The organism is Duganella fentianensis, from assembly GCF_964031615.1.
GTDB lineage: Bacteria > Pseudomonadota > Gammaproteobacteria > Burkholderiales > Burkholderiaceae_D > Rugamonas > Rugamonas fentianensis_A.
Genome location: NZ_CAXIQN010000008.1, coordinates 40,208 through 63,056, shown reverse-complemented (window position 1 = coordinate 63,056; position 22,849 = coordinate 40,208). Strand labels below are relative to the sequence as shown.

Genomic DNA, 22,849 nt, shown 5'->3' with positions numbered 1-22,849 from the left:
GCTCACAAGTAGTCGTGAAGCAATATTTACCTAGCAATACGCTAGCGTTACGTTAATAACCGGCGGGGGGATGCGTACTGCGCTGTTCTTGCCGGCGAGAAGCAGGCGCAGAAGTTTGCTCCGAGTCGATAATTATGCACCCGTGAGCCGCAGCCGTGGCGGATTTGCCAGCATTGATACAATTTATTTTTGCCGGTCATGCTTGCAGGAAATCACGATAAAATAGCTCCCTGCAAGTTAATTCCGGAGCCTGTTTGTCCTGCCTGACCCATCCTGTTCGCTATCTGCGGGGCGGGCTACCAGCCGTGCTGCTGGTGGCCGGGATGGCGCACGCCGCTTGCAGCCGGCCCATCGTGGCGCCGGTAGCGCCCACCGGCTATAGCGTGATCGTCAAGGACAATCAGGTGAGCGGTGCTTTCCCCGATGCGTTGCGCGAACTAGGCAAGCAGTATGGCTGCGAGTTCGTGTTTCCTGTCATGCCGCGCGCGCGCAGCACGTATATGTTCCTCAACTCGGGTGAATCAGATCTGTTGCTGCCCGCCTCGCGCAGCGAGGAGCGTGACCGGCAGGCCGAATTTATTCCCATGATGAAGCTGCGCATGGCGCTGATCAGCAATAAGCAAGGCCCGGTGCGCAGCACCAGCGTGGCCGACCTGCTGGCCCATCCGGAGTGGCGCGGCGCCGTGGTGCGCAGCTATGTGTTTGGTAACGAATACAACAGTCTGATTGATAAACTTGATGCACAGCACAGAATCTCCTACGTGGCAGCGCCGCTGATGGTGGCGCGCATGATGAAAGTAGGGCGGGTGGACTTTACGGTGGTGGCGCCAACCATCTTCTTTAGTTCGCTTTCCGAAGATGCCAGTCTGGCTAGTTTTGCCCGCGAGGTACAGGTCACGCCGCTGGACGGCTTGCCACCCGCTGACAGTGGTATCTATCTGTCGCAGAAATCGCTGACGGCAGCCGACCGTGACACCTTGCGCCAGCTGTTGCGGCAGGCCGCCCGCGGCATGCTGTGGAAGTGGTTCCAGCATTACTACCCGCCCGAAATCGCCGCCTATGCCGTGCGCCCGCACTGACAATGGCGCACTATAATGTGCTTCTTGGCTCAGTCACCTTTGGCGTTATTGCTCATCATGAAGTCCCGCTCCGCTCCACCTCAGCTCAGCGAAATGAAGGTGACTAGAATCTGTTTGTCGCCTGAGGTGTATCGTGCAGCTAGAAATCTGGGACTGAACATCTCGCAGCTTTGCGAGCAGCGTCTACGGGAAGAAATACATGCACGTGCAGAGTCAGACTGGAATGGACGGCATGCGGAGTTTCTGAAGGCATATAACCAGCAGCTGGAGCAGGATGGTCTGGCACTGGAGGAATGGCGAGCCTTTTGATGAGCAGGTTCGATATTTATGCCAATTCTGGACGTAATCGCCGGGATATCCCTTTCCTTGTCGATGTGCAAAATAATCTGATAAGCGGACTGGCGACCCGCATCGTCGTGCCCTTGCGGCCACTAGTGGTCTACTTTGCGGCAAGCCCGCCTTCTGATTTGTTTCCGCTGATTGCCGTGCATGGTGAGCAACACGTTTTCGATTGTCCCCAGCTGGCAGCCATCCCGCTCAAGCAGCTAAAAATCCTGGTTGCCACGGCGCAGGCCTATCAGTTTGCCATTCAGTCTGCGCTGGATCGCTTGTTCGGTGCCTACTAGTCTAAGTATCGCTAAGTAACAAATCCGGCCGCGCTTTGATTGCTGCACCGCACTCTTGGTATCATGCGCTACAGCCGGCCACGAGCCGGCCTTTTCTTACAATGTCGGAGATCACCGAATGAAACTACCTTTGTTGCTACTGGGCACCGTTTTGGCGGCCTCCAGTGCTACCGCCGCGCCGCGCGGCTTCACTGTGGAAGATCTGGTGCGCATGGAGCGCGTAGGCAGCCCGGTGCTGTCGCCAGATGCCAGCCGCGTGCTGTACACCGTGCGCGCCACCAATATGGACAAGAATCGCGGTAACACCCAGTTGTGGCTGCTTGACTTGCGCGCGCCCAAGGCAGCACCGGTGCGCCTGACGCAGGCTGAAGCCAGCAGCACGGATCCGGAATGGTCGCCGTCGGGCGATGCAGTCTACTTCCTGTCGGCCCGTTCCGGCTCGCAGCAGGTGTGGCGTTTGCCGCTGGCCGGTGGTGAAGCCGTGCGGGTGACCGATCTGCCACTGGATGTGGAGAATTTCCGCCTGTCGCCGCAGGGTGACCGTCTGGCCTTGAGCCTGGCCGTGTTCCGCGATTGCGCCGATCTGGCTTGCACCAAGTCGCGCCTTGATGCGCAGGGTAAGAACAAGGCGAGCGGCAAAGTGTATGACCGCCTGTTCGCCCGTCACTGGGATACCTGGGCCGATGGCCGCAACAATGTGCTGTATTCGGCGCCTCTCGATGCTAGCGGCAAGGTCACGGCGCAGCCGGTCAGTCTGTCCGGCACGCTCGATGGCGATGTGCCTTCCAAGCCTTTCGGTGACCATGACGACTACCACTTCAGCCCGGATGGCAAGACAGTGGTGTTCTCGGCCCGTATCGCGGGCAAGACGGAAGCCTGGTCGACCAATTTCGATATCTACACGGTGCCGGTTACCGGTGGCGCACCGGTCAATCTGACGGCTGACAATCAGGCATGGGACAGCAAGGCGATTTATTCGCCGGACGGCCGCACGCTGGCCTATCTGGCCATGGACAAGCCGACTTTCGAAGCGGACCGCTTCCATCTGGTGCTGATCGATGTAGCCACGGGCAAGAAGCGCACGGTGGCCGATAGCTGGGACCGTTCTATCGCCGACTACCGCTGGACGCCGGACAGCAAGACCGTGCTGGCCACGGCCGACGATATTGGCCAGCACCGTCTGTTCGCCATCGATGCCGCTAGCGGCAAAGTCACTGCGCTGACGGGCAATGGTTATGTGAGCGGCTTCGACGTGGCGCGCGACACCATCGTGATGGCGCAGGCCAGCCTGACTTCCGGCGCACAGCTCTACAAGTTCAAACTGGGTGGCACGGCCGACAAGGGCCAGCAACTGACCCAGCTGAATGCGCAGGCGCTGGCCGATGTGAAGTTTGGCGAGTACGAGCAGTTCTCCTTCAAGGGCGCCAATGGCGATACCGTGTATGGTCACGTGATGAAGCCATGGAATGCCCAGCCGGGTGTGAAGTATCCGGTAGCCTTCCTCGTGCATGGCGGCCCGCAGGGCAGCTTCGGTAACTCGTGGAGCTACCGCTGGAATCCGCAGGTGTATGCCGGCGCCGGCTATGCCACGGTGTTCATCGACTTCCACGGTTCCACCGGCTATGGCCAGAAGTTCACGGACTCCATCAGTGGTGACTGGGGCGGCAAGCCGCTGGAAGATCTGCAGAAAGGTCTGGCCGCGGCAGTAGAAAAATTCCCGTGGCTGGATCGCGAGCGTAGCTGCGCACTGGGTGCTTCCTACGGCGGCTACATGATGAACTGGATCGCCGGTAACTGGTCCGACGGCTTCAAGTGCATCGTCAACCACGACGGCGTGTTCGATACCCGAGGCATGGCTTACTCGACGGAAGAAATCTGGTTCACCGAGTGGGAAAACGGCGGCCCTTACTACGATGTGCCGGAACTGCACGAGAAATTCAATCCGGTACACAAGGTGAAAAACTGGAAGACGCCGATGCTGGTCGTGCAGGGCGATCTGGATTTCCGCATTCCGACCGCACAGGCGCTGGGTACCTTCACCGCGCTGCAGCGCCGTGGTATTCCCAGCAAGCTGCTGATGTTCCCCGACGAGAATCACTGGGTACTCAAGCCAGCTAACTCGGTGCTGTGGCATCACACGGTGATCGACTGGCTCGATACGTATTTGAAAAAATAAACGTTAAAAGTACGCCTAATAAATAAGCCTACTCGATGATCCCTACCCAACGCCCGCCCTTGCGGGCGTTGTACCTTGCGAGGAAAAACATGAAAAAGACTTTGATTGCTGCCAGTGTCGCGCTGATGCTGGGCCAGTTGCCCGGTGCCGCCGTGGCGGCCGATGCGTCCGCCCCTGCAGCTGTTGCCGCCCGCGCGGAAAATGCCTATCTGTCGCAGCAGGATGCCGCTGCCCGTTCGGCCCGCGTGGCCAATGTCGATTACACGCTGGACTTCACGCTGACGGGCGCCGAGCGCTTCAGCGGTAGCACCACGCTGCAGTTCGATCTGAACGATGCCAGCGCGCCGCTGACCATCGATCTGGACAAAGCCACCGTGCATAGCGTCAGCGTCAACGGCAAAGTGGTGCCGACCCAGTACAACCAGTGGTTCGTCACCATCGCTGCTGCCGATCTGGTGGCGGGCCGTAACACTGTCACCATCAGCTACGAGCGTCTGCACAGCACCAATGGCGAAGGGCTGCACCGCATGGTCGATCCGGTCGACCAGCGCGTCTACACCTACACCCACTTCGAGCCGGCGGCGGCACACCAGATGTTCCCGTCGTTCGACCAGCCTGACCTGAAAGGCACTTACGCGATTACCGTCACCGTGCCGGCCGACTGGGTGGTATCGTCCACCAAGCGCGAAAGCGGTATCGAAGATCTGGGCGCCACGCGGCGCTGGACCTTCCCCCGCACCAAGCGCCTGAGCAGCTATAACTTCTCCATGCACGCCGGCCCTTACAAAGTGTGGGAAGACGGCAGCGCCAAATATCCGATGCGGTTGTTCGCCCGTCAGTCGGTCGCCAAGCAGGTAGCGCCGCAGGACTGGTTCAAGTACACCCGTCAGGGTCTGGCTTTCTTCGACGAGTATTTCGGTCTGCCTTACCAGTTCGAGAAATATGACCAGCTGCTAGTGCCGGACTTCCTCTACGGCGCGATGGAAAACGCCGGTGCCGTGACCTTCGCCGAAGGCGGCTTCCTGCACCAGAGCGAAATGACGGCTGCCCAGCGCCAGAGTCTGGCCGGCGTGATCATGCACGAGATGGCGCACCAGTGGTTTGGCGATCTGGTCACCATGAAGTGGTGGAACGGCTTGTGGCTGAACGAGAGCTTCGCGTCCTTCATGGGCACACTGGCCACGGCGGAAGCGACCGAGTTCACCAACGCATGGCAGGGCTTCTACTCGGGCGGCAAGCAGGCAGCTTACGTGCAGGATCAGCGCGTGACTACCCACGCCATCGAAACCCCGGTGCCATCCACCGCCAATGCTTTCGATAACATCGATGCGATCACCTATTCCAAAGGCGCTTCCACGCTCAAGCAGCTGCGCCACCTGCTGGGCGAGGAAACCTTCCGTCAGGGCGTGCACAACTATCTGGTCAAATACTCCTACCAGAACGCCAAGCTGGATGACTTTATCGGCAGTCTGGGCGATGCCGCCAAGCGTGACCTGAGTGGCTGGACCAAGCAGTGGCTGTACGAGCCGGGCGTGAATACCATCGCGGCCGATTTCAGCTGCGCCGGTGGCAAGATCAAACAGTTCACCTTGCGTCAGACTGCGCCGAGCGCCGCCATGCCGACGCTGCGCGAACAGCGCGTGCAGATCGCTCTGTTCAAGCTGGCCCCGCAAGGGCTGGGGCTGAACAAGAACGTGGCCGTGACCTATCAGGGCGCTGCGACGCCCGTGCCGGAACTGCAGGGCGCTGCCTGTCCGGATCTGGTCTACCCCAACTATCAGGACTGGGGCTATGCGCAGGTGCAGCTGGACGCTCGCTCGTTCGCTACCGCACAGGCCAGTCTGAGCAAGGTGGCCGACCCGATGCTGCGTTCGATGCTGTGGCAGAGCCTGTGGGATAGCGTACGTGCCGCCCAGTTGCCGCTGGATGCCTTCCTCAAGACGGTGCTGGCGAATGCTCCAGCGGAGAAGGATTACACCCTGCTGGGCGATGTGACGGGCAAGCTGCGCATGGCCAAAGCCTATCTGGACGAGATGGGGCCGGAAGTGGCCAGCTACCGCAACAAGGTGCTGCCTGAGCTGGAGCAGATGGCTTACAAGGCCAGTGTGGCAGCGCAGGGCGATAACAACTTCCAGCGGCGCTGGTTCGGTACCTACCTCGGTCTGGCCAGCACGCCGGCCGCATTGGAGCAGCTGGCCGATATCCTCAGCGGTAAGCGGGTCGTGCCCGGCCTGAATGTGGGACAGGATCTGCGCTGGGATATCGTGATCCGCCTGAACCGCTATGCCTACCCCGGTGCGGCAGCCTTGCTGGCCGCCGAGCAGGCGCGCGATCCGTCCGATGCGGGGCAGCTGGCAGCTGTGGCGGCCATGGCAGGGCAGCCGGATGCCGCGGTGAAAGCTGAATGGCTGGGCAAGATCCATGATCTGCAAACCAAGCTGCCATTCTCCAAGGTACGCAAGGCGATGGAAAATCTATACCCGTCCGAGCAGCGTGTGCTGGCCGAGCAGACGGCAGCCCAGCGTCTGACCCAGCTGGCGCAGGTGGACCAGAGTGCCGGTCCGGTGTTCATGCGCAGCTATGCCAACGCGCTGCTGCCGACGGCTTGCACGCCAGCGAGCGTGGCGCGTTTGCAGAACGTGCTCGATCAAACGAAAACACTATCGGCCGGCACCTTGCGTTCCTTGCTCGTGGCACATCAGGAAGACCAGCGTTGCGTTGCCATGAAGAAAAAGCTCGCCAAATTTTAATCGCCCGCGTTTTTGCGCAAAAAAAGCCAGCCGCAGTGCTGGCTTTTTTTTCGTCTGTCACTTCGCTGCAATAGCTGCTTGCTGGATAGTACTTAGTCGCTACAAAGCGACGTAGCGGAAAAATGTCTCAAATGAGACATTTTCATGAATTTGTTCAAATATCTATTTTTGTGTAATTGCAACGGAAATTCAGCCAGTTTTCCCCTCTAGAGGAACCGATCTAAGCAGTGAAAATCATAGTGGTGCCAGAATTTAATTCTGAATTTGTGGAAATTACAGTCTCTTATTCTGTATTGTTTCATTATTGAAATGTTCTCGCTTTGATATATTGGTCAACAGTTTTGACAAAGTAGCCACAGGCTTAGGACGGTATCGCTACCGTACAGGCCGTGGAGCCAACCTATCCCTCGAGGCAGAGAAATGAACTATTCCACCCCCATGCAGCATGCTTCGGCCGTCCGTGGCCTGAAGAAAATCAGCGCCGCCGCGCTGGGCGCGCTGGCGCTGATGAGCGCCGCACCAGCGATGGCTGATGTGATCGACTTCGAGTCGCAATTACCCGATATTTTCTTGGGCGGCATGACCTTTGAAGAGCGTGGTTTTACCCTGCTGGTGCAGGACACGCTGGCAGCTGGCGGTGGTTCCGGCTTTGCCGGTGCGCTGGTCAATGGTCTGGACCCTTACAGCTGCGGCGTAGCCGTTTGCCCCTCCGGCAATTCCAGCATTTATTTCATGAGCGTCAATGACGGCAGCGTGCAGATGTCGCTGTCCATGGCCAATGGCCAGGGCTTCCGCCTGAGCGCGCTCGACTACGGCTTCATGGTGCCGGTCGGTGGCCTGCCAGCCGGCATCCTGCCGGGCAAGCTGACCATTCTGGGCGAGAAAGTTGGCGGCGGCACGGTGAGCACGGAAGTGGAATTTGCCGCCCTGAACGGTAGCGGCAGCTCGCCTTTCCTGCACGCTACGCTGGCTAGCCAGTTTGCTGCGAACACCTTCAGCAGCGTGCAGTTCAGCTCCTGCCTGTATGACGGCCTGGGTGGCTGCAGTGCTTACGGCAACCAGTCGCAATTCGCCATCGACAACATCGAAGTTGCCGCCGTACCTGAGCCGCAAACCTACGCCATGATGGGCCTGGGTCTGGCTGCTATCGGTCTGCTGTCGCGCCGCCGTCGCGCATCCCATAACGTTTAAGTCGAGGAAGACGAAACTATGAAATTACGTCCGATTACTTCCGCTGTCATGCTGGTGCTGGCGGGTCTGAGCACCAGCGTCATGGCCGATGACACGCGTCGCTCCTACATTGTGCAGCTGACCGATAAGCCGGTGGCGACCTATACCGGTCAGGTAGCCGGTCTGCCTGCCACCATGCCCGCCGCTGGCCAGCGGCTGGATGTCGATGCGGCTGCCGTGCAGTCCTACATCAACTACCTCGACAGCAAGCAGGAAGCGGTGATCAACACCATCAGCGCGGCTGAAATCACCCACAAGTACGATGTGGTGTTCAACGGCTTTGCTGCCCTGCTGACCGATGACGAAGTGCGCGCGCTGAAGGCCAATCCCGCCGTCGCCGCAATTACGGCAGACTCGATCATGCAACTTGACACCAGCTACACGGCCAGCTTCCTCGGTCTGGATAAAGCCGGTGGCCTGTGGCAGCAACTGGGCGGTCAGGGCGCCTCTGGCGAGAACATCGTGATCGGTATCGTGGACGGCGGTATCTGGCCTGAGCACAACAGCTTCGCCGATCGCGTGGATGAGAACGGCAATCCTAGCCATCAGGGCTCGACCCGCGTCTACGATGCGCCGCCAGCCAGCTGGAAAGGCCAGTGCGTGACGGGCGAAGGCTTTGGCGCCAACAATTGCAACAACAAGCTGATCGGCGCACGCCATTTCAAACCTGCTACCCAGGCGTTGCACTGGACCGAATTTAACTCGGTACGGGATTCCGTCGGCGGTGCCGAAGGTTCGGGCGGTCACGGCGATCACACGGCCAGCACGGCCGGCGGTAATGCCGGTGTGACGGTCACCAGCAGCGGCGTGAATCTGGGCAAGATCACCGGTATGGCGCCACGTGCCCGTATCGCTGCCTACAAAGTCTGCTGGACCGATGCGACCACTGCCAAGAACGGTTGCCCGACTGCCAGCAGCGTGGCCGCGATCAATCAGGCCGTCAAAGACGGCGTGAACGTGATTAACTTCTCGATCGGCCCTAGCGCCGGTGGTGGCACCTTTAACGAAGCGACCGAACAGGCCTTCCTCGGTGCAGCAGCAGCCGGTGTGTTTGTCGCTGCCTCGGCCGGTAACTCGGGCCCGACCGCGGCGGCACCTGCGCCCGTCGCCCACATCAGCCCTTGGCTGACCACGGTGGGTAACTCGACCCATGACCGTCTCTACCTTGGTGATGCCGTGCTGGGTAACGGCACTGCGCTGTCGGGGGCTTCGGGCAATGCGAATACGCCGTCGGCGCCACTGATTCTGTCCAAAGATGCCGGTCTGCCCGGCGTTGACCCGGTTGCGCTGGCCCAGTGCTTCGGTGCTGCCGATAGCGTTGCTGCACTACTTGATCCGGCCAAAGTAGCGGGCAAGATTCTGGTCTGCGACCGTGGTAACAACGTGCTGGTTAATAAGTCGGCCAATGCCAAGACGGCGGGTGCCGTGGGCGTGGTGATCGGTAATGTACCGACCGGCAATGCCACCATCCTGAGCCAGCCGCACACCATCTCCACCGTGCACATTACGGCGGCCAATGCCGCCACGCTGAAAGCCTATGTGGCGGCTGCTCCGGACAGTGCCACGGCCAGTCTGGGTAATCTGCGCGCCACTCGTGATACCAGCGTCAAAGCGCCTATCATGAACGGTTCGTCCTCGCGCGGTCCTAACGTTGCCAACGCTAACATCCTGAAGCCGGACGTCACGGCGCCGGGCACCGATATTCTGGCAGCCGTCACGGCTGACCTGAGCAAGAGCCAGCGCGATGCCGTGGCTTTGGGCGATGCCGCACCGAAGGCTGAATGGGCGTTCTACACGGGTACCTCGATGGCCTCGCCACACGTGGCCGGTATCGCTGCACTGCTCAAGCAGCTGCACCCTGACTGGTCGCCAGCGGCCATCAAGTCGGCCCTGATGACCACGGCTTTCGATACCTATACCGATGGTCTGACCAGCGGTATGAAGTGGGATGCAACGGCGAAAAACACCGGCAACCTGCCATGGGGCCAGGGTGCAGGCCACGTCAGCCCGAACACGGCGGCCGATCCGGGTCTGGTGTATGACATCGCACCGATCGACTACGTGCGTTTCCTGTGCGGCCAGAATCTGGTGTACACGGCAGCCCAGTGCGCCAATGCCGGTGGTGCGATCGCAGCGCAGAATCTGAATCTGCCTTCGCTGACCGCAGGCAACATCCTCGGCTCGATGACCCTGACCCGTACCGTAACCAATGTGGGCAGCACCCGTGCCACCTACACGGCGAGCGCCAATGTGGCGGGCTACAGCGTGGAAGTGAAACCATCGACGCTGGTGCTGGCACCGGGCGAGAAGGCTAGCTTCACCGTCAAGTTCACCCGTAGCACCGCGCCTATCGATACCTGGGCATACGGCAAGCTGGTGTGGAGCGATGGCGTGCATAGCGTACGCAGCCCGCTGACGGTGCGTGGTAGTGCACTGGCGGCACCGGCCTCGGTGTATAGCGAGGCCACCTCGGGCAGCAAGATCCTGACCGTCGGCACCGGCTTTGCGGGCCGTATGAGCAGTGTGCAAGGCGGCCTGATCGCTGCTACGCCTGAAACCCGCTCGATCGGTAAAGCGCCTAGCACCACTTCGGCCAGCCTGACTGCAGCCTGTGCTGCCAGCGGTAACAGCGGCGTCAACGTGCACAAAGTGACGATTCCAGCAGGTACCATGCTGGCCCGCTTTGCACTGTTCGATACGGAAACGGTAGGCCGTGGCGCTTCCGACCTCGACCTGCTGGTGGTACGCGACGGCGTGGCCATTGCCAGCAGCGGTGGCGACACCTCCAACGAAGCTGTACAGCTGGTGGCGCCTGCCGCTGGCGACTACAACGTCTGCGTGATTGGTTATGCCCCAGCGGGTGGCAGCGAGACTTACACCATGTCGAACTGGGTGGTAACGCCGGATTCGAAAGGTGGCAATCTCAAGGTCATGCTGCCTAGTGTGGCGACGATCGGCGGTACCGCATCGGTGGGTATGAGCTGGTCGGGTCTGGCAGCTGGCAAACGTCACATGGGCGTGGTCAACTACCTGCTCGACAACGTGAAACAGGGCACCACGGTAATCAGTGTGGATACCACCAATCCGCTGCCTATGTTCAACAACTCGCGCGCCAAGCCAGTACTGGCTGACTAAGCACGACGAGTGGTATGAAGCCCGCGCACTGCAAGGTGCGCGGGCTTTTTTTATTAGCGCGCGGTGGCGGGCGTGCTGCCCGGCAGCGTCGCCGGTGGCCGCAATACGCAGCGGCCCGCCTGGCACTGGGCGCCCGGATCCGGCACCAGCATGCAGTTAGACATCAGTTGCTGGCGCTGGTCGTCGGCGCTGCGCGCAGCGGCATAGGCGGCCGCCAGTTGTTGCAGGCGCTGATCGTGGCGCTGGTAGTCCGACCATGGCAGATAGCGCTCGGGGCCGCCACAGGCTTTGCTGCCTACGCCTATGCTATGGCACTGGCTGTCCTGCTGGCAGCCGGTGCGCCGGGCTTCTGCCTGCAATTGCTGCCACAGTTCGGCTGTGCTGGCGGGCGCAGTGACGGGCTGGCTATGGCAGGCGCTGCTCAGTGCCAGCAGCGTCATTAGCGTCATCCGCTTAGTCATGCGCCATCTTGCCGGCTGGCGGCGCGGAAAATAGGGAGTATTCATCGGCCTATGATGCGACCATCGGCCACGCTTGGCAAGCGTGCTGCGTGTTTCAGCTGGCAGGGCTGTGCTGGTCCAGCACGCGCAGCAGTTCGCGCCCGAACACGCGGGTACGGGCGGTATCGACTTGTCGCTTTTTGTAGGCATCGTGACTGGCCGGCCCCGTCAGGCTGCGCTGGTAGCTATCCGCATCCATCAGCTGGATTTCGTATTCGAAGAAAAAGCCCACGTCGTAGTCCTGCTCGGGCGCTGCATCGGGCTGCTGCACGTGGATCATCTTGCGCACCGTGACCTGTACGCTGTTGTAGCCGCTGCCCGAGTGCGGATTGTCGCAGCGGGTCAGGGGCTGGGCTTGTTCGGCCAGTTCCGCATCCATCTGGCGCAGCAGCTCCACCGGATAGTCATCGCTGGCGGCGATACGGCTGCGGTATTTGTTGAAGATCTGTTTGGCCGCTTCCAGATCGAGCAGGGTATTGCGGGTGCGTCCCGCATCGACATTGGTGACCGATAGCAGATGGGCGCGCTGCAGTGCGCGCAGCGCCAGCAGACATTCGAAACGGGTGGCGAACACCAGTCGCACGCCCAGATGATCGAAGATGTCGGCGGCCAGATAGGCAGCCTTTTGCAGCAGCTTGAGCAGGATGCTGTTGCGGCCCTTGTTGTTCTTGCGGTCGTAGTGCAGCAGCGGCAGACAGATCTCGCCATCGGTGAGGAAGTAGCGCTCGCCGTCACTGCGGATTACTTCATCGAGCGAACCGAAGACCTGGCTGCGGATAGCGTGGAAATGGCGTAGCTTGAGGTTGTTATCGATGTAGAAAATGCCGTGCATGACTTTCAGCACGGCGCAGGCCCACATGCGCCGCAGATCCACCTGCTGGCCACGCAGCGAGGCATACACCAGCAGCTGTAGCGGATCGTCCGGTGCACGCACTTCGGCCGGTATCAGCGCCGCCTGTTCGGGCGTGAGAAACGTCTGGCAGATGAATTCCACTGCTTCCGCATGGGCCTGACGGATCAGACGGGGTGCGGCCGGCTGGTCCAGATCGAAGCCGTATTCGCGCACGAACTGGCGCGCATCGTGGAGATTGCGCAACGCTAGCGCGCCCAGATCGATCGCCGAGACTCCGTTGGCAATGGCGTTCAGATAGCTCCAGTTGAGCGAGAACTTGCCCTTGCTTTTGAGAGTGGCATTCAGGGTTTGCATAGCAGCGATGGGGGACAGCGATGATCCAGTATCGCAGTCCCTTCAGGCAGCGTCAATGCTGCAGCGCCGCAGCGCAAGCGCTAGTAGGCGGTTGCCGCGCTATTGATTTCGTGTCAGTATTGCCGCGCAGTTAAACGCTGCATAAAACTAAAAAATACGGAGATCGACTTGAAAAACACCATGCTCATCTGCTCCCTGCTTGCCGCTGCCACGGCCCAAGCAGCAACGGGGCCGGAGTTCGATGCCAAGCACTTGTCGCAGGACGTGAAAGTGCTGGCATCGGATGAATTTGAAGGACGCGGGCCGAACACGGCCGGCGAAAACAAGACTGTGGCTTTTCTGATCGAACAGTTCAAGGCGGCCGGTCTGCAGCCTGCTGGCGATCTGCTCAAAGGTCAGAAGAATGTGCGCAGCTGGACTCAGGATGTACCGCTGGGCCGTTTCGAAATCAAAGGCCCCGTCAAACTGCAGCTGCATGATGCCAAAGGCAATCAGGAGCTCAAGCAGGGCGAAGACATGGCGGTGCGTGCCGCCATGAATGGCAGCAAGAAGGTGGACTTCCGCAATGCGCCGCTGGTGTTCGTCGGCTATGGCGTCAATGCGCCCGAGCGTAAATGGGATGACTTCAAAGGCTTTGATCTGCGCGGCAAGCTGGCCGTGGTGCTGATCAACGATCCCGACTTTGAAACGGGCGCTGGCGAGTTCGGTGGCAAGGCCATGACTTACTATGGCCGCTGGACCTATAAATATGAAGAGATGGCACGCCGCGGTGCGCTGGGCACCATCATCGTGCACGAGACGGCACCGGCGTCGTATGGCTGGCCAACGGTGAAGAACTCCAACACCAACGTGATGTACGACATCGTGCGCAAACAGCCAGCGCTGGCCCACGCCTCGATGGAAGCTTGGATGCAGCGCGATCTGGCGGTGGATCTGTTCAAGCGCGGCGGGCAGGATTTTGAAGCGCTGAAAAAGCTGGCACAGACGCGTAACTTCAAACCTGTGCAACTGCAGGGCGTAACGCTGACGGCCAGCTATGCGGTGGATGCCCAGACCATCGTGTCGAAGAACGTGGCGGGCCGTGTGGTGGGCAGCGCCCATCCGGAACAGACCGTGATGTATAGCGCGCACTGGGATCATCTGGGTGTCGGCCTGCCAGATGCGAAGGGCGACAAGATCTATAACGGTGCCGTGGACAATGCTACCGGCATTGCCGCACTGCTGGAACTGGCGCGCGCCTATGGCAAAGCACCGGCACCGCAGCGTAGTGTGCTGTTCCTTGCCGTGACGGCGGAAGAGAAGGGCTTGCTGGGTTCTGAGTACTATGCGGCCTATCCGCTGTATCCACTGGCGGAAACCGTGGGCGCCATCAATATGGATGCACTGAGCCCATACGGCCCGGCACGTAACTTCACCATCTCCGGTAGCGCCAAACTGGATCTGCTCGATCAGCTGATCGCCAAGGCCAAGCAGTACGACATGGTGTATGCGCCTGATCCGAAGCCGGAAGCGGGTCACTTCTTCCGCTCCGACCACTTCCCGCTGGCCAAGCGGGGCGTGCCGGCAATATCCTTCGGCTCCGGTGATGACTGGATCGACGGTGGTGTAGCCGCCGGCCACAAAATGGAAGAAGACTATGTGGTGAACAATTACCACCAGCCTTCGGATGAATGGAAAGCCGAGTGGCCGTTCACTGGCATGGCACGCGATCTGGGCCTGCTGTATGGTCTGGGGCGTGATCTGGCCGAATCGAAGGACTGGCCGAACTGGGCGCAGGATGCCGAGTTCCGCATCATCCGCGATGCCAGCGCCAATAAGCGCCGCTAGAGCCTGCTAGCCGCAGCTCGCAAGACCGCCAGTGTTGGCGGTCTTTTTTTTTGCTGCCGGCATAGCGCGCTTTAAGGGCGCGGGCCGATATGGGTGGCGAGGAAGCTTTCGATCTGGCGCCACAGGTCTATCCGTGGCTGCTGGGTTTTCCAGTGCTCGACCTGAGGGGGGTATTCCAGCCATTGCACGGGGGCCTGCTGCGCCTGTAGCGTGGCGTACAGCTGGCGGCCCTGCTGATAGTCGAGGCGTTCGCTATCCTTGTCGTAGGCCAGCAAGACGGGCTTGCGCAGTTCGCCGAGACGGGCGTTGAGCGCATCGTCTTTGGGTTTGAGTTCGGCCGACCAGCTGATGGCGCACTGGTAGGTTTGCGCCTGCGTCAGCAGGCTGCGCAGCGCCGCCGCGCCGCCACCGTGGCCGCCGGCGATGCACACGCGCGCTGGATCGCTGTAACCCTGCTTGGCCGCCCATTGCACGGCATCGGCTAGATCGGTGAGCGCATCGGTACCTGAGCCGGCGGGCGTCAGGTTCAGATGGCGCAGGCCGAAGCCGTTGCTGCCACGGGGGCTTACCTGCAGCACGGCATAGCCACGCGAAGCGAGAAACTGCACTTCGGGGTTCCATTCCCACAAGCCGTTGCGCTGCGCCATGCTGGCGCCATTCAGCACTACCGTGGGGAAGGGCGCTTTGCCCGTATGCTTGGGCAAGGTGAGCAGTACCGGAATCTGCTGGCCGTCGCGCGCAGCAAAGCGTTCCAAGCTCATATTCGACATCTGCTGTGGTGCGAGCTGCGGCATGGCGCTGCCGAGCAGGCTCACGGCCTTGCTGTCGCGGTGGTAGAGCAGGAAGGCATGGCTCTGGATGTCGGAGTGGGTGCTGATCAGCACATAGGGCGTGCTGCTGAAACGGCCGCGCGAGATCTGGTTGACCAGACCGGGAAACTGCTGGTCCACCTGTTCTTGCAAGGCCTTCATGGCGGGATCGAACCAGACGGTGGTGGCAGCATCCGTATTGAAGCGGAAGCCCAGCATATTGCGCGGCCCGACGATGAAGCTGCCATCGGTGTCAAAGCCCGGTGCGGTAATCAGGGGCTGCGGCAGCAGTGTCTGGCGGGCGATGTCGTAGCGATAGATGCCGGCCTCGTCACGGCCATTGCGGGCCCGCACGTAGAGCTGGTCTTCGGCAAACAGCAGCGGCTTGAACCCGTCAGTCAGTGGCGTGCCCATGCGGGTAATCTCGCGCCAGCTATCGCCGTCGCGCAGGAAGCTCTGATGCAGATCCTGGCGCCAGGCCGTAGCGATGCGCGGCTTGCCATCTGCATCAATCAGGAGCTGGAAGGTGTTGTTGGGGACGCGGAAATTATGCACGCGCCCCGTGCGGGTGTCCATGCGCGCCATTTCCGCACTGTCGGGCAGGGTGGAGATGACATACAGCTCTTCGTCGGGCGTGGCGGGAAAACCGTTGTAGCTGAGACCAGACTGGCTATCCGTCCGGACCTGATCGCCATCGGCAAAGCCGCGCGGGTGGCCGACGGTTTCGCGCAGCAGGATGCGGTTCTTGCCGTCGCGATCCATCGCATACACACCGGTCTTGCCGATAGTGCCGTTGTGATCGACGTTGTTAGTGGTGAAAACCAGCCTTTCGTCGCTGATCCAGAAAATCAGATCGACATCGGCATTGTTGAAGTTGGCCACCGCACGCGCCTGTTTGCTTTCCGTGTCTACCACCGTCAGCATAAAGCGTCCCTGTGGCGACAGCCGGCGCAAAGCAATCTGGCGCCCGCTGGGGGAGATGGCTGCGCCACTGGTGTTGGGGCGCTGAAAAAACTGCTCGACCGGTATCTTGCTGGCGGTGTCGGAAGGTGCTTGCGCCTGACTAGGGCCGGCAACGAGGACGCAACTGAAGAGACTAGCAACAAGCAAGCGCATAATAATTTTTAGATAACTAATTAAAATGCAACTTTACCGGCAAATGCGCACTGCGGCAATCTACCGCGGGAAAAGAAAAACCCGCGGCGCCGCACGCAAGGCTGAGTTGCAGTGCAGGCGGCGCGGGCGGTGTGGCCTTGCTAGGCTTTACAGGTAGCGCGACAGCAGGGCGCGGTCGTAGCCGGCACCGAGTTCGATGCGTACGATGTGGCCGCTACCGGCTGCCACGCTGATCTCGTTGCCGTCGTCCGACAGCATGCGGTTCAGGGTGATGTCGTGGTTGCCGCTAGGGTGCATGACTTCGATCTTGTCGCCCACACTGAAGCGGTTTTTCACGTCCACCCGCGCCCAGCCGTCTTCGACGCTGAGCACATCGCCCACGTACTGGCTGCGGTCGGCTTCGGAAGCGCCGCGCATATAGTTCTGGTGCGCCTGCGTGTGGTGGCGCTGGTAGAAGCCATCCGTATAGCCGCGGTTGGCCAGACCTTGCAGCTGGCCCAGCAGGCTGATATCGAACGGACGGCCAGCGACCGCATCGTCAATCGCGCGGCGGTACACCTGCGCCGTGCGGGCCGCATAGAACAGCGACTTGGTGCGGCCTTCCACTTTGAGCGAATTGACACCGATCTTGACCAGGCGCTCGATGTGCTCGACAGCGCGCAAGTCCTTGGAGTTCATGATGTAGGTGCCGTGCTCGTCTTCGATGATGGGCATCAGCTGACCGGGACGCTGGGCTTCCTCGATCAGGTAAGGACGGTCGGCCAGCGGGTGGCGCGCTTCCTGATGCAGGGTCGAGAACGGACGGGCGTCCGCTTCTTCGATGGCGCGCTGGAAGTTCAGCGGTATCACTTCCATCTTGCCCAGATCACCCGTAGCGTCTTCGGCCGCGTTTTTTACCTGATAGTCCCAGCGGCAGGAATTGGTGCAAGTGCCCTGATTCGGATCGCGGTGGTTGAAGTAGCCGGACAGCAGGCAGCGGCCCGAATAGGCGATGCACAGCGCGCCGTGGACGAACACTTCCAGCTCCATCTCCGGACATTGCTGGCGGATTTCCTCGATCTCATCGAGCGACAGCTCACGCGACAGAATCACGCGGGTCAGACCCATGCGGTGCCAGAATTTAACGTCGGCCCAGTTGACGGCATTGGCCTGCACCGACAGGTGCACAGGCACTTCCGGCCACTTGTCGCGCACCATCATGATCAGGCCGGGATCGGCCATGATCAGCGCATCCGGCTTCATGTTGATCACCGGCTCCATATCGCGCAGATAGGTTTTCAGCTTGGCGTTGTGGGCGAAGATGTTGCTGGCGACAAAGAATTGCTTGCCGCGCGCGTGGGCACCATCGATGCCTTCCTGCAGGGCGTCCAGTGTCGAAAAGTCATTATTGCGCACGCGCAAGCTGTAGCGAGGCTGACCGGCGTACACGGCATCGGCGCCGTAATCGAAGGCAGCGTGCATTTTGGCCAGCGAACCGGCGGGCAGGAGGAGTTCAGGAGAGCTAAGCATGATAAAAAGAAGCGCGCAAAGTGGCGAATCTTAGTGCCTAGCGTCAAGCTAGTCCTTGATCTGGATCAAAAAACCTCACCTTGGGGTCAGGTCGGGCAAAGTGCAGGTGTCAGGTCGGGCATCGGTGCAGCCTCAGCCAGTAGCTTACCGTTGAGGCCCCTTTGCCCGACCTGACACTGACACTTTGCCCGACCTGACCCCGCGGGTTTAGCTGCGGGCAGGGATGTTGAGACCTTTGGCGACGGCGGGACGGGCGACGAAGGCGGCGAGGACGCGCTGCACTTCGGGGAAGCGCTCGATCTGCACCAGTTCGCCCGCGCCGTAATGGCTGATCAGGTTGCGGATCCACGGGAAGATGGCGATGTCGGCAATCGTGTATTGCTCGCCCATGATCCACTGGCGGCCCTGCAGGCGGTGCTCCAGCACGCCCAGCAGGCGGGCTGCTTCGGCGACGTAACGGTCACGCGGACGTTTGTCTTCGTAGTCTTTGCCGGCAAATTTGTGGAAGAAACCGACCTGACCGAACATGGGGCCTACGCCGCCCATCTGGAACATCAGCCACTGCAGGGTTTCGTAGCGCTGAGCCAGATCCTCCGGCAGCAGTTTGCCGGCCTTGGCAGCCAGATAGAGCAGGATGGCGCCCGATTCCCACAGGCCGAGCGGCTGGCCGTCCGGACCATTCGGGTCAATGATGGCAGGAATCTTGTTGTTGGGGTTGAGCGAGATGAATTCTGGCGATAGCTGGTCATTGCTATCGAAGCTCACCAGATGGGCTTCGTATGGCAGGCCCAGTTCTTCCAGTGCGATGGACACTTTGACGCCATTCGGCGTGGGCAGCGAGTACAGCTGGATGCGCTCGGGGAATTGTGCAGGCCATTTTTTGGCGATGGGGAAGTCAGCAAGAGTTGTCATGTCGGGTCCGTAGAAAACTGTTGAGCGGGGATTATCCACGGATTTGACGAAGGCTGCTGACGGTGCCCGCAAGGGCGGGCACCGCAGGGGCGCGCTTACAGCGCTTTACTGCACAGGCGGAAGTCCGGATCTTCCGGATACGGCTGGATCTGGAAGCCAAGACTCGCCATCAGCTTCAGCATACCGGTGTTCTTGACCAGCACCAGACCGTCGATTTCCGTCAGCCCTTTGTCGCGCGCCACGTCCATGATGGCCAGCATCAGGCGCGTGCCTAGACCCTGGCCGCTGTAGCGGTCATCCACCAGCAGCGAGAATTCGCAGGTGCTGTGGTCGGGGTTGGCGATGTAGCGCGATACACCGATGATGTGCGAAGTCTCGGTGAATTCGCCATCTTCGCCCGGCGTGCGGGTGGTCTGCACGGCCACCAGCGCCATTTCGCGGTCGTAGTCGATCAGCGTGTACTTGGCCAGCATCGGCACGGACAGTTCGCGCAGCGAGGACGCGAAGCGGTAGTAGCGCGACTTTTCCGACAGTCCCCGTACCAGATCCTGCAGCATGGAGGCATCGTCCGGCTGCACAGGGCGCAGGGTGTACTGGCCACCGCCGCGCATCGGCCATTCCTGCGTGTAGTTGGACGGGTAAGGCAGGATGGCCAGATGGTCGTAGTCGCTGGCCGAAGGCGGCGCGGCATCAACCACGATGCGGGCATCCACCGCCAGCGCACCGTTTTCATCGACGATCAGCGGGTTGATGTCCATCTCGCGCAGCTGTGGCAGTTCGCACACCATTTCCGACACCCGTAGCAGCATCTGTTCGATAGCTTCGCGCTGGGCCGGTGGCGCACCGCGCCATTCGCCCAGTGTTTCGGCGGTGCGTACGCGGTCGATCAGGCGCTGGGCGAGGAACAGATTGAGTGGCGGCAGTTCTACTGCGCGGTCGTTGATCAGTTCTATCATGGTGCCGCCTGCGCCGAAGCTGATGGCGGGGCCGAACAGGTGGTCCGTCACCACGCCGATATACAGTTCGCGGCCATGGCGCTTGCCGGCCATCTTCTGGATGGTGACGCTGTTGATGCGGGCATCCGGCTGCAGCCGGCGTACGGTGGCCATCATGTCACTGAAGGCGTCGCGCACGGCGGCGGCATTCTGGACATTCAGCACCACACCCTGCACATCGGACTTGTGCGGGATATCGGGCGAATCGATTTTCAGCGCTACCGGATAACCAAGCTGGCTGGAAATCAGCATGGCTTCGCTGGCCGTGCGCGCGAGGATGGTCTGGGTGATCGGGATATGGAAGGCCGCTAGCAGGGCTTTCGATTCCATCTCCGTCAGCACTTTGCGGCGTTCGGCCAGCACGCCTTCGATCAGCAGGCGGGCGCCATCCAGATCGGGCTTGGCCAGTTGCGACAGCGGTGGCGGGGTCTGGTGCAGCAGCTGCTGGTTCTGGTAGAACGAGGCGATATTGCTGAAGCCATCCACCGCCGCTTCCGGCGTGCGGAAGGTGGCCACACCGGCCGTGTTGATGATCTGGCGTGCTTCGGATACCTGTTCGTCGCCCATCCAGCAGGTCAAGAGGGGCTTGCCCAGCCCTGCATTCATGGCGCTGACGGCGCGTGCCACGCCGGCCGGATCGCCGCCCAGTTTGGGCGAATAGATCACCAGCACGCCATCGACTGCGCTATCGCGTGCGCAAGCCTGTATCGCAGCGCAGAAGGCATCGGCGTCGGCATCTTCCGACAGGTCGAGCAGATTCGACAGAGTGGCATTGGCCGGCAGGATGGGCATCAGCGTGCGCGCCGCTTCGTCCGACAGGCGGGCCAGTTTCAGATCCAGTTCGTCGATCCAGTCGGCTGCCAGCACGCCAGGGCCGCCGCCATTGGTGACGATGGCCAGACGCGGGCCCACCGGACGGTAGCGCGAGGCCAGACATTTGGCCGCCGCAAACAGCTGCACGAAGGACTTTACGCGTACAGCACCGGTGCGGCGCAGGGCGGAATCGAAAATGTCGTCGGAGGCGACGATGGAGCCCGAGTGAGTCAGGGCGGCGGCCGAGGCGGCCGAGGCATTGCCCGCTTTGAGTACCACCACCGGCTTGGTATTGGCCGCGCCGCGCAGGGCCGACAGGAAGCGCCGTGCATTGGTCACGCCTTCCATGTAGATGACGATACTCTGGGTGGCCGGATCGGTGGCAAGGAAGTCCAGCGTCTGCGCCAGATCGACTGCCGTATTGGCGCCCAGCGAGACGACGGTGGAGAAGCCCACGGCATTCTTGTTACCCCAGTCCAGAATCGCCGAGGTCAGCGCACCCGATTGGGAAATCAGCGCCAGACTGCCCGGCTGGGCCAGCTGGCCGGCCACGCTGGCATTGATGTTCAGGCGCGGACGCTGGTAGCCCAGACAGTTCGGTCCCAGCAGGTGGATGCCGTGTTTGCGGGCGATATTGTGCAGTTCGCGCGCCAGCGTGCTATCGACGCCGGCCGACAGGATCAGCGCGGCACGGCACTGGATGCGTCCCGCCACTTCCAGTGCAAAGCACAGTTCTTCCGTGGGCAGGGCGATCACGGCCAGATCGGCGCGCGAATGGGCCAGATCGGCCAGCGTGCCCGTCATGCCCACATCCAGATACGTCACGGGACCCTTGAAGCCGCCCTGTTCCAGCTGGGCGCTAATTGAGCGGCCATAACTGGTCTGGGTGTCCGGCTGGTCCGGCTTGCCGGCAAAAACAACGATGGACTGGGGCGAGAACAGGGGGGTGAGGTAGTGGGTTTCCATGAGCGTGATCGGCAGTGTGGGAGATCGGCTAGCGCCGGGTAAGCGCTGCCGACAATAGCATTGATCGGGTTCAGTCGTCCATTCCGAGCAAAACTTTCACGTGGGCGGCGGCGCTGCGCGCCAGCGAGGACATCACATATCCACCTTCCAGACAGGACACGATACGGCCCTGACAGTGGCGCTGCGCTACGGCAACGATCTGTTTGGTGATCCACGCGTAGTCCGCTTCCACCAGACCGAGGTTGCCCATGTCGTCATCGCGGTGGCCATCGAAGCCGGCCGAAATGAAAATCAGCTGGGGCCGGAATTGATCCAGCGCGGGTATCCATTTCTCCAGTACGGCCTGACGCAGCGCATCGCTGCCCGAGCGGGCCGGCAGTGCCACGTTGACCATATTCGGCCCGCGCGGCACGTTGCCGCAGAACGGATACAGCTTGTCTTCGAAGATGGAGCACATCAGCACACGCTCGTCGTCGTGCAGGATGTCTTCGCTGCCGTTACCGTGGTGGACGTCGAAATCCACCAGCGCCACCCGTTCCAGCCCATGCACATTGAGCGCATGACGGATGCCGACGGCAACGTTGTTAAAAAAGCAGAAACCGCCCGCCGCGCTGTACTCGGCATGGTGGCCGGGCGGGCGCACATTGCAGAAAGCTGTACCGGCGCCCTTGGTCAGCACCATGTCGGTGGCCATCACGGCGGCACCGGCTGCGCGCAGGGCGGCCTGATAGCTGTATTGATTCATGCTGGTGTCAGGGTCGACCTGCACCGAGCCTTCCTTGGGCGACTGGGCCGCCAGCTCGTGGATGTACAGGCTGGCGTGTGCTTGCGCCAGCTGTTTTTCGGTCGCCAGCGGGGCGTCCATTGGTTGCATGAAATCGAGCAGGCCCTTGATCAGCAGCATGTCGTTGACCGCGCCGATGCGTTCGGGGCATTCGGGGTGTTGATCGCCCATCGAGTGTTTCAGGCAATCGGGGTGGGAAATATAAACTGGCAGCATCGTCAAACGTGGGTAAGCGTTACAGGCACGCGCTACATGACGCACGTGGTCGGTGGGTGAAACCTAACGAAGTCAATTCAGTGTAATGAGCAAGATCAAGTATTTCGTTGATCTATATCAAAGATACATGAGCGATATAACGTCGCTGTGTACAGGCGAAAAAAAACCGGGCTCTGCAAGAAACAGAGCCCGGTTTTCT

Annotated in this window: 14 protein-coding genes; 7 read left to right on the top strand and 7 right to left on the bottom strand. The window is 60.9% G+C overall.

Features of this window, described 5'->3' with window-relative positions; translation table 11 throughout:
• The first annotated feature begins 254 nt into the window (after positions 1 to 254).
• The 6 genes from ABNT42_RS04870 (at position 255) to ABNT42_RS04845 (ending at position 10,996) form a co-directional block, all read left to right on the top strand.
• The gene (locus tag ABNT42_RS04870; protein ID WP_348694773.1) at positions 255 to 1,079 is read left to right on the top strand and encodes a transporter substrate-binding domain-containing protein; all 825 of its coding nucleotides are present in this window, start codon (positions 255 to 257) and stop codon (positions 1,077 to 1,079) included.
• A 308-nt stretch (positions 1,080 to 1,387) separates the two neighbouring features.
• Positions 1,388 to 1,705 carry a CcdB family protein gene (locus tag ABNT42_RS04865; RefSeq protein ID WP_348694770.1) on the top strand — a complete coding sequence of 106 codons (318 nt, stop codon included), beginning with the start codon at positions 1,388 to 1,390 and terminating at the stop codon, positions 1,703 to 1,705.
• A 118-nt stretch (positions 1,706 to 1,823) separates the two neighbouring features.
• On the top strand, positions 1,824 to 3,881 hold the full coding sequence (locus ABNT42_RS04860) for a S9 family peptidase (RefSeq protein ID WP_348694767.1): 2,058 nt from the start codon (positions 1,824 to 1,826) through the stop codon (positions 3,879 to 3,881).
• An 89-nt stretch (positions 3,882 to 3,970) separates the two neighbouring features.
• A complete protein-coding gene (pepN, locus tag ABNT42_RS04855) occupies positions 3,971 to 6,631 on the top strand; it encodes an aminopeptidase N (protein WP_348694764.1) in 2,661 nt (886 codons plus the stop codon).
• Between the two features lie 420 nt (positions 6,632 to 7,051).
• Positions 7,052 to 7,822, top strand: a complete 771-nt coding sequence (locus ABNT42_RS04850; protein ID WP_348694762.1) for an NF038120 family PEP-CTERM protein — start codon at positions 7,052 to 7,054, stop codon at positions 7,820 to 7,822.
• An 18-nt stretch (positions 7,823 to 7,840) separates the two neighbouring features.
• Positions 7,841 to 10,996, top strand: coding sequence for a S8 family serine peptidase (locus ABNT42_RS04845; RefSeq protein WP_348694759.1), 3,156 nt, complete (start codon positions 7,841 to 7,843; stop codon positions 10,994 to 10,996).
• Between the two features lie 53 nt (positions 10,997 to 11,049).
• On the opposite strand, the gene ABNT42_RS04840 is transcribed toward ABNT42_RS04845, so the two are convergent.
• Entirely contained in the window at positions 11,050 to 11,457 is a 408-nt protein-coding gene (locus ABNT42_RS04840) for a hypothetical protein (protein ID WP_348694756.1), read from the bottom strand.
• A 94-nt stretch (positions 11,458 to 11,551) separates the two neighbouring features.
• Positions 11,552 to 12,703 (bottom strand): TIGR04552 family protein, encoded by a 1,152-nt coding sequence (locus ABNT42_RS04835; RefSeq protein ID WP_348694753.1) that lies wholly within the window; start codon positions 12,701 to 12,703, stop codon positions 11,552 to 11,554.
• 180 nt (positions 12,704 to 12,883) lie between these two features.
• Here ABNT42_RS04835 and ABNT42_RS04830 point away from each other — a divergent pair, with 180 nt between their 5' ends.
• Positions 12,884 to 14,530, top strand: a complete 1,647-nt coding sequence (locus ABNT42_RS04830) for a M28 family metallopeptidase (RefSeq protein ID WP_348694750.1) — start codon at positions 12,884 to 12,886, stop codon at positions 14,528 to 14,530.
• Positions 14,531 to 14,601: 71 nt separating this feature from the next.
• Here the strand turns inward: ABNT42_RS04830 and ABNT42_RS04825 are convergent, their stop codons facing one another.
• The 5 genes from ABNT42_RS04825 to ABNT42_RS04805 all read right to left on the bottom strand — a co-directional run bounded on the left by ABNT42_RS04825 (position 14,602) and on the right by ABNT42_RS04805 (position 22,650).
• Positions 14,602 to 16,455, bottom strand: a complete 1,854-nt coding sequence (locus ABNT42_RS04825) for a prolyl oligopeptidase family serine peptidase (RefSeq protein WP_348694748.1) — start codon at positions 16,453 to 16,455, stop codon at positions 14,602 to 14,604.
• 147 nt (positions 16,456 to 16,602) lie between these two features.
• The gene (yegQ, locus tag ABNT42_RS04820; protein WP_348694745.1) at positions 16,603 to 17,964 is read right to left on the bottom strand and encodes a tRNA 5-hydroxyuridine modification protein YegQ; all 1,362 of its coding nucleotides are present in this window, start codon (positions 17,962 to 17,964) and stop codon (positions 16,603 to 16,605) included.
• Between the two features lie 207 nt (positions 17,965 to 18,171).
• Positions 18,172 to 18,876: a glutathione S-transferase N-terminal domain-containing protein gene (locus ABNT42_RS04815; protein ID WP_348694743.1), complete on the bottom strand. Its 705-nt coding sequence runs from the start codon at positions 18,874 to 18,876 to the stop codon at positions 18,172 to 18,174.
• Positions 18,877 to 18,971: 95 nt separating this feature from the next.
• The gene (locus ABNT42_RS04810; RefSeq protein ID WP_348694740.1) at positions 18,972 to 21,650 is read right to left on the bottom strand and encodes a bifunctional acetate--CoA ligase family protein/GNAT family N-acetyltransferase; all 2,679 of its coding nucleotides are present in this window, start codon (positions 21,648 to 21,650) and stop codon (positions 18,972 to 18,974) included.
• A 70-nt stretch (positions 21,651 to 21,720) separates the two neighbouring features.
• Positions 21,721 to 22,650 carry a histone deacetylase family protein gene (locus ABNT42_RS04805; RefSeq protein WP_348694738.1) on the bottom strand — a complete coding sequence of 310 codons (930 nt, stop codon included), beginning with the start codon at positions 22,648 to 22,650 and terminating at the stop codon, positions 21,721 to 21,723.
• Positions 22,651 to 22,849: the final 199 nt, after the last annotated feature.

Coding starts and splice junctions, on each gene's coding strand:
- yegQ (WP_348694745.1), bottom strand. CDS start 17,964: ATGCTTAGCTCTCCTGAACTCCTCCTGCCCGCCGGTTCGCTGGCCAAA.
- ABNT42_RS04865 (WP_348694770.1), top strand. CDS start 1,388: ATGAGCAGGTTCGATATTTATGCCAATTCTGGACGTAATCGCCGGGAT.
- ABNT42_RS04860 (WP_348694767.1), top strand. CDS start 1,824: ATGAAACTACCTTTGTTGCTACTGGGCACCGTTTTGGCGGCCTCCAGT.
- ABNT42_RS04835 (WP_348694753.1), bottom strand. CDS start 12,703: ATGCAAACCCTGAATGCCACTCTCAAAAGCAAGGGCAAGTTCTCGCTC.
- pepN (WP_348694764.1), top strand. CDS start 3,971: ATGAAAAAGACTTTGATTGCTGCCAGTGTCGCGCTGATGCTGGGCCAG.
- ABNT42_RS04840 (WP_348694756.1), bottom strand. CDS start 11,457: ATGACTAAGCGGATGACGCTAATGACGCTGCTGGCACTGAGCAGCGCC.
- ABNT42_RS04825 (WP_348694748.1), bottom strand. CDS start 16,455: ATGCGCTTGCTTGTTGCTAGTCTCTTCAGTTGCGTCCTCGTTGCCGGC.
- ABNT42_RS04810 (WP_348694740.1), bottom strand. CDS start 21,650: ATGGAAACCCACTACCTCACCCCCCTGTTCTCGCCCCAGTCCATCGTT.
- ABNT42_RS04830 (WP_348694750.1), top strand. CDS start 12,884: ATGCTCATCTGCTCCCTGCTTGCCGCTGCCACGGCCCAAGCAGCAACG.
- ABNT42_RS04805 (WP_348694738.1), bottom strand. CDS start 22,650: ATGCTGCCAGTTTATATTTCCCACCCCGATTGCCTGAAACACTCGATG.
- ABNT42_RS04815 (WP_348694743.1), bottom strand. CDS start 18,876: ATGACAACTCTTGCTGACTTCCCCATCGCCAAAAAATGGCCTGCACAA.
- ABNT42_RS04850 (WP_348694762.1), top strand. CDS start 7,052: ATGAACTATTCCACCCCCATGCAGCATGCTTCGGCCGTCCGTGGCCTG.
- ABNT42_RS04845 (WP_348694759.1), top strand. CDS start 7,841: ATGAAATTACGTCCGATTACTTCCGCTGTCATGCTGGTGCTGGCGGGT.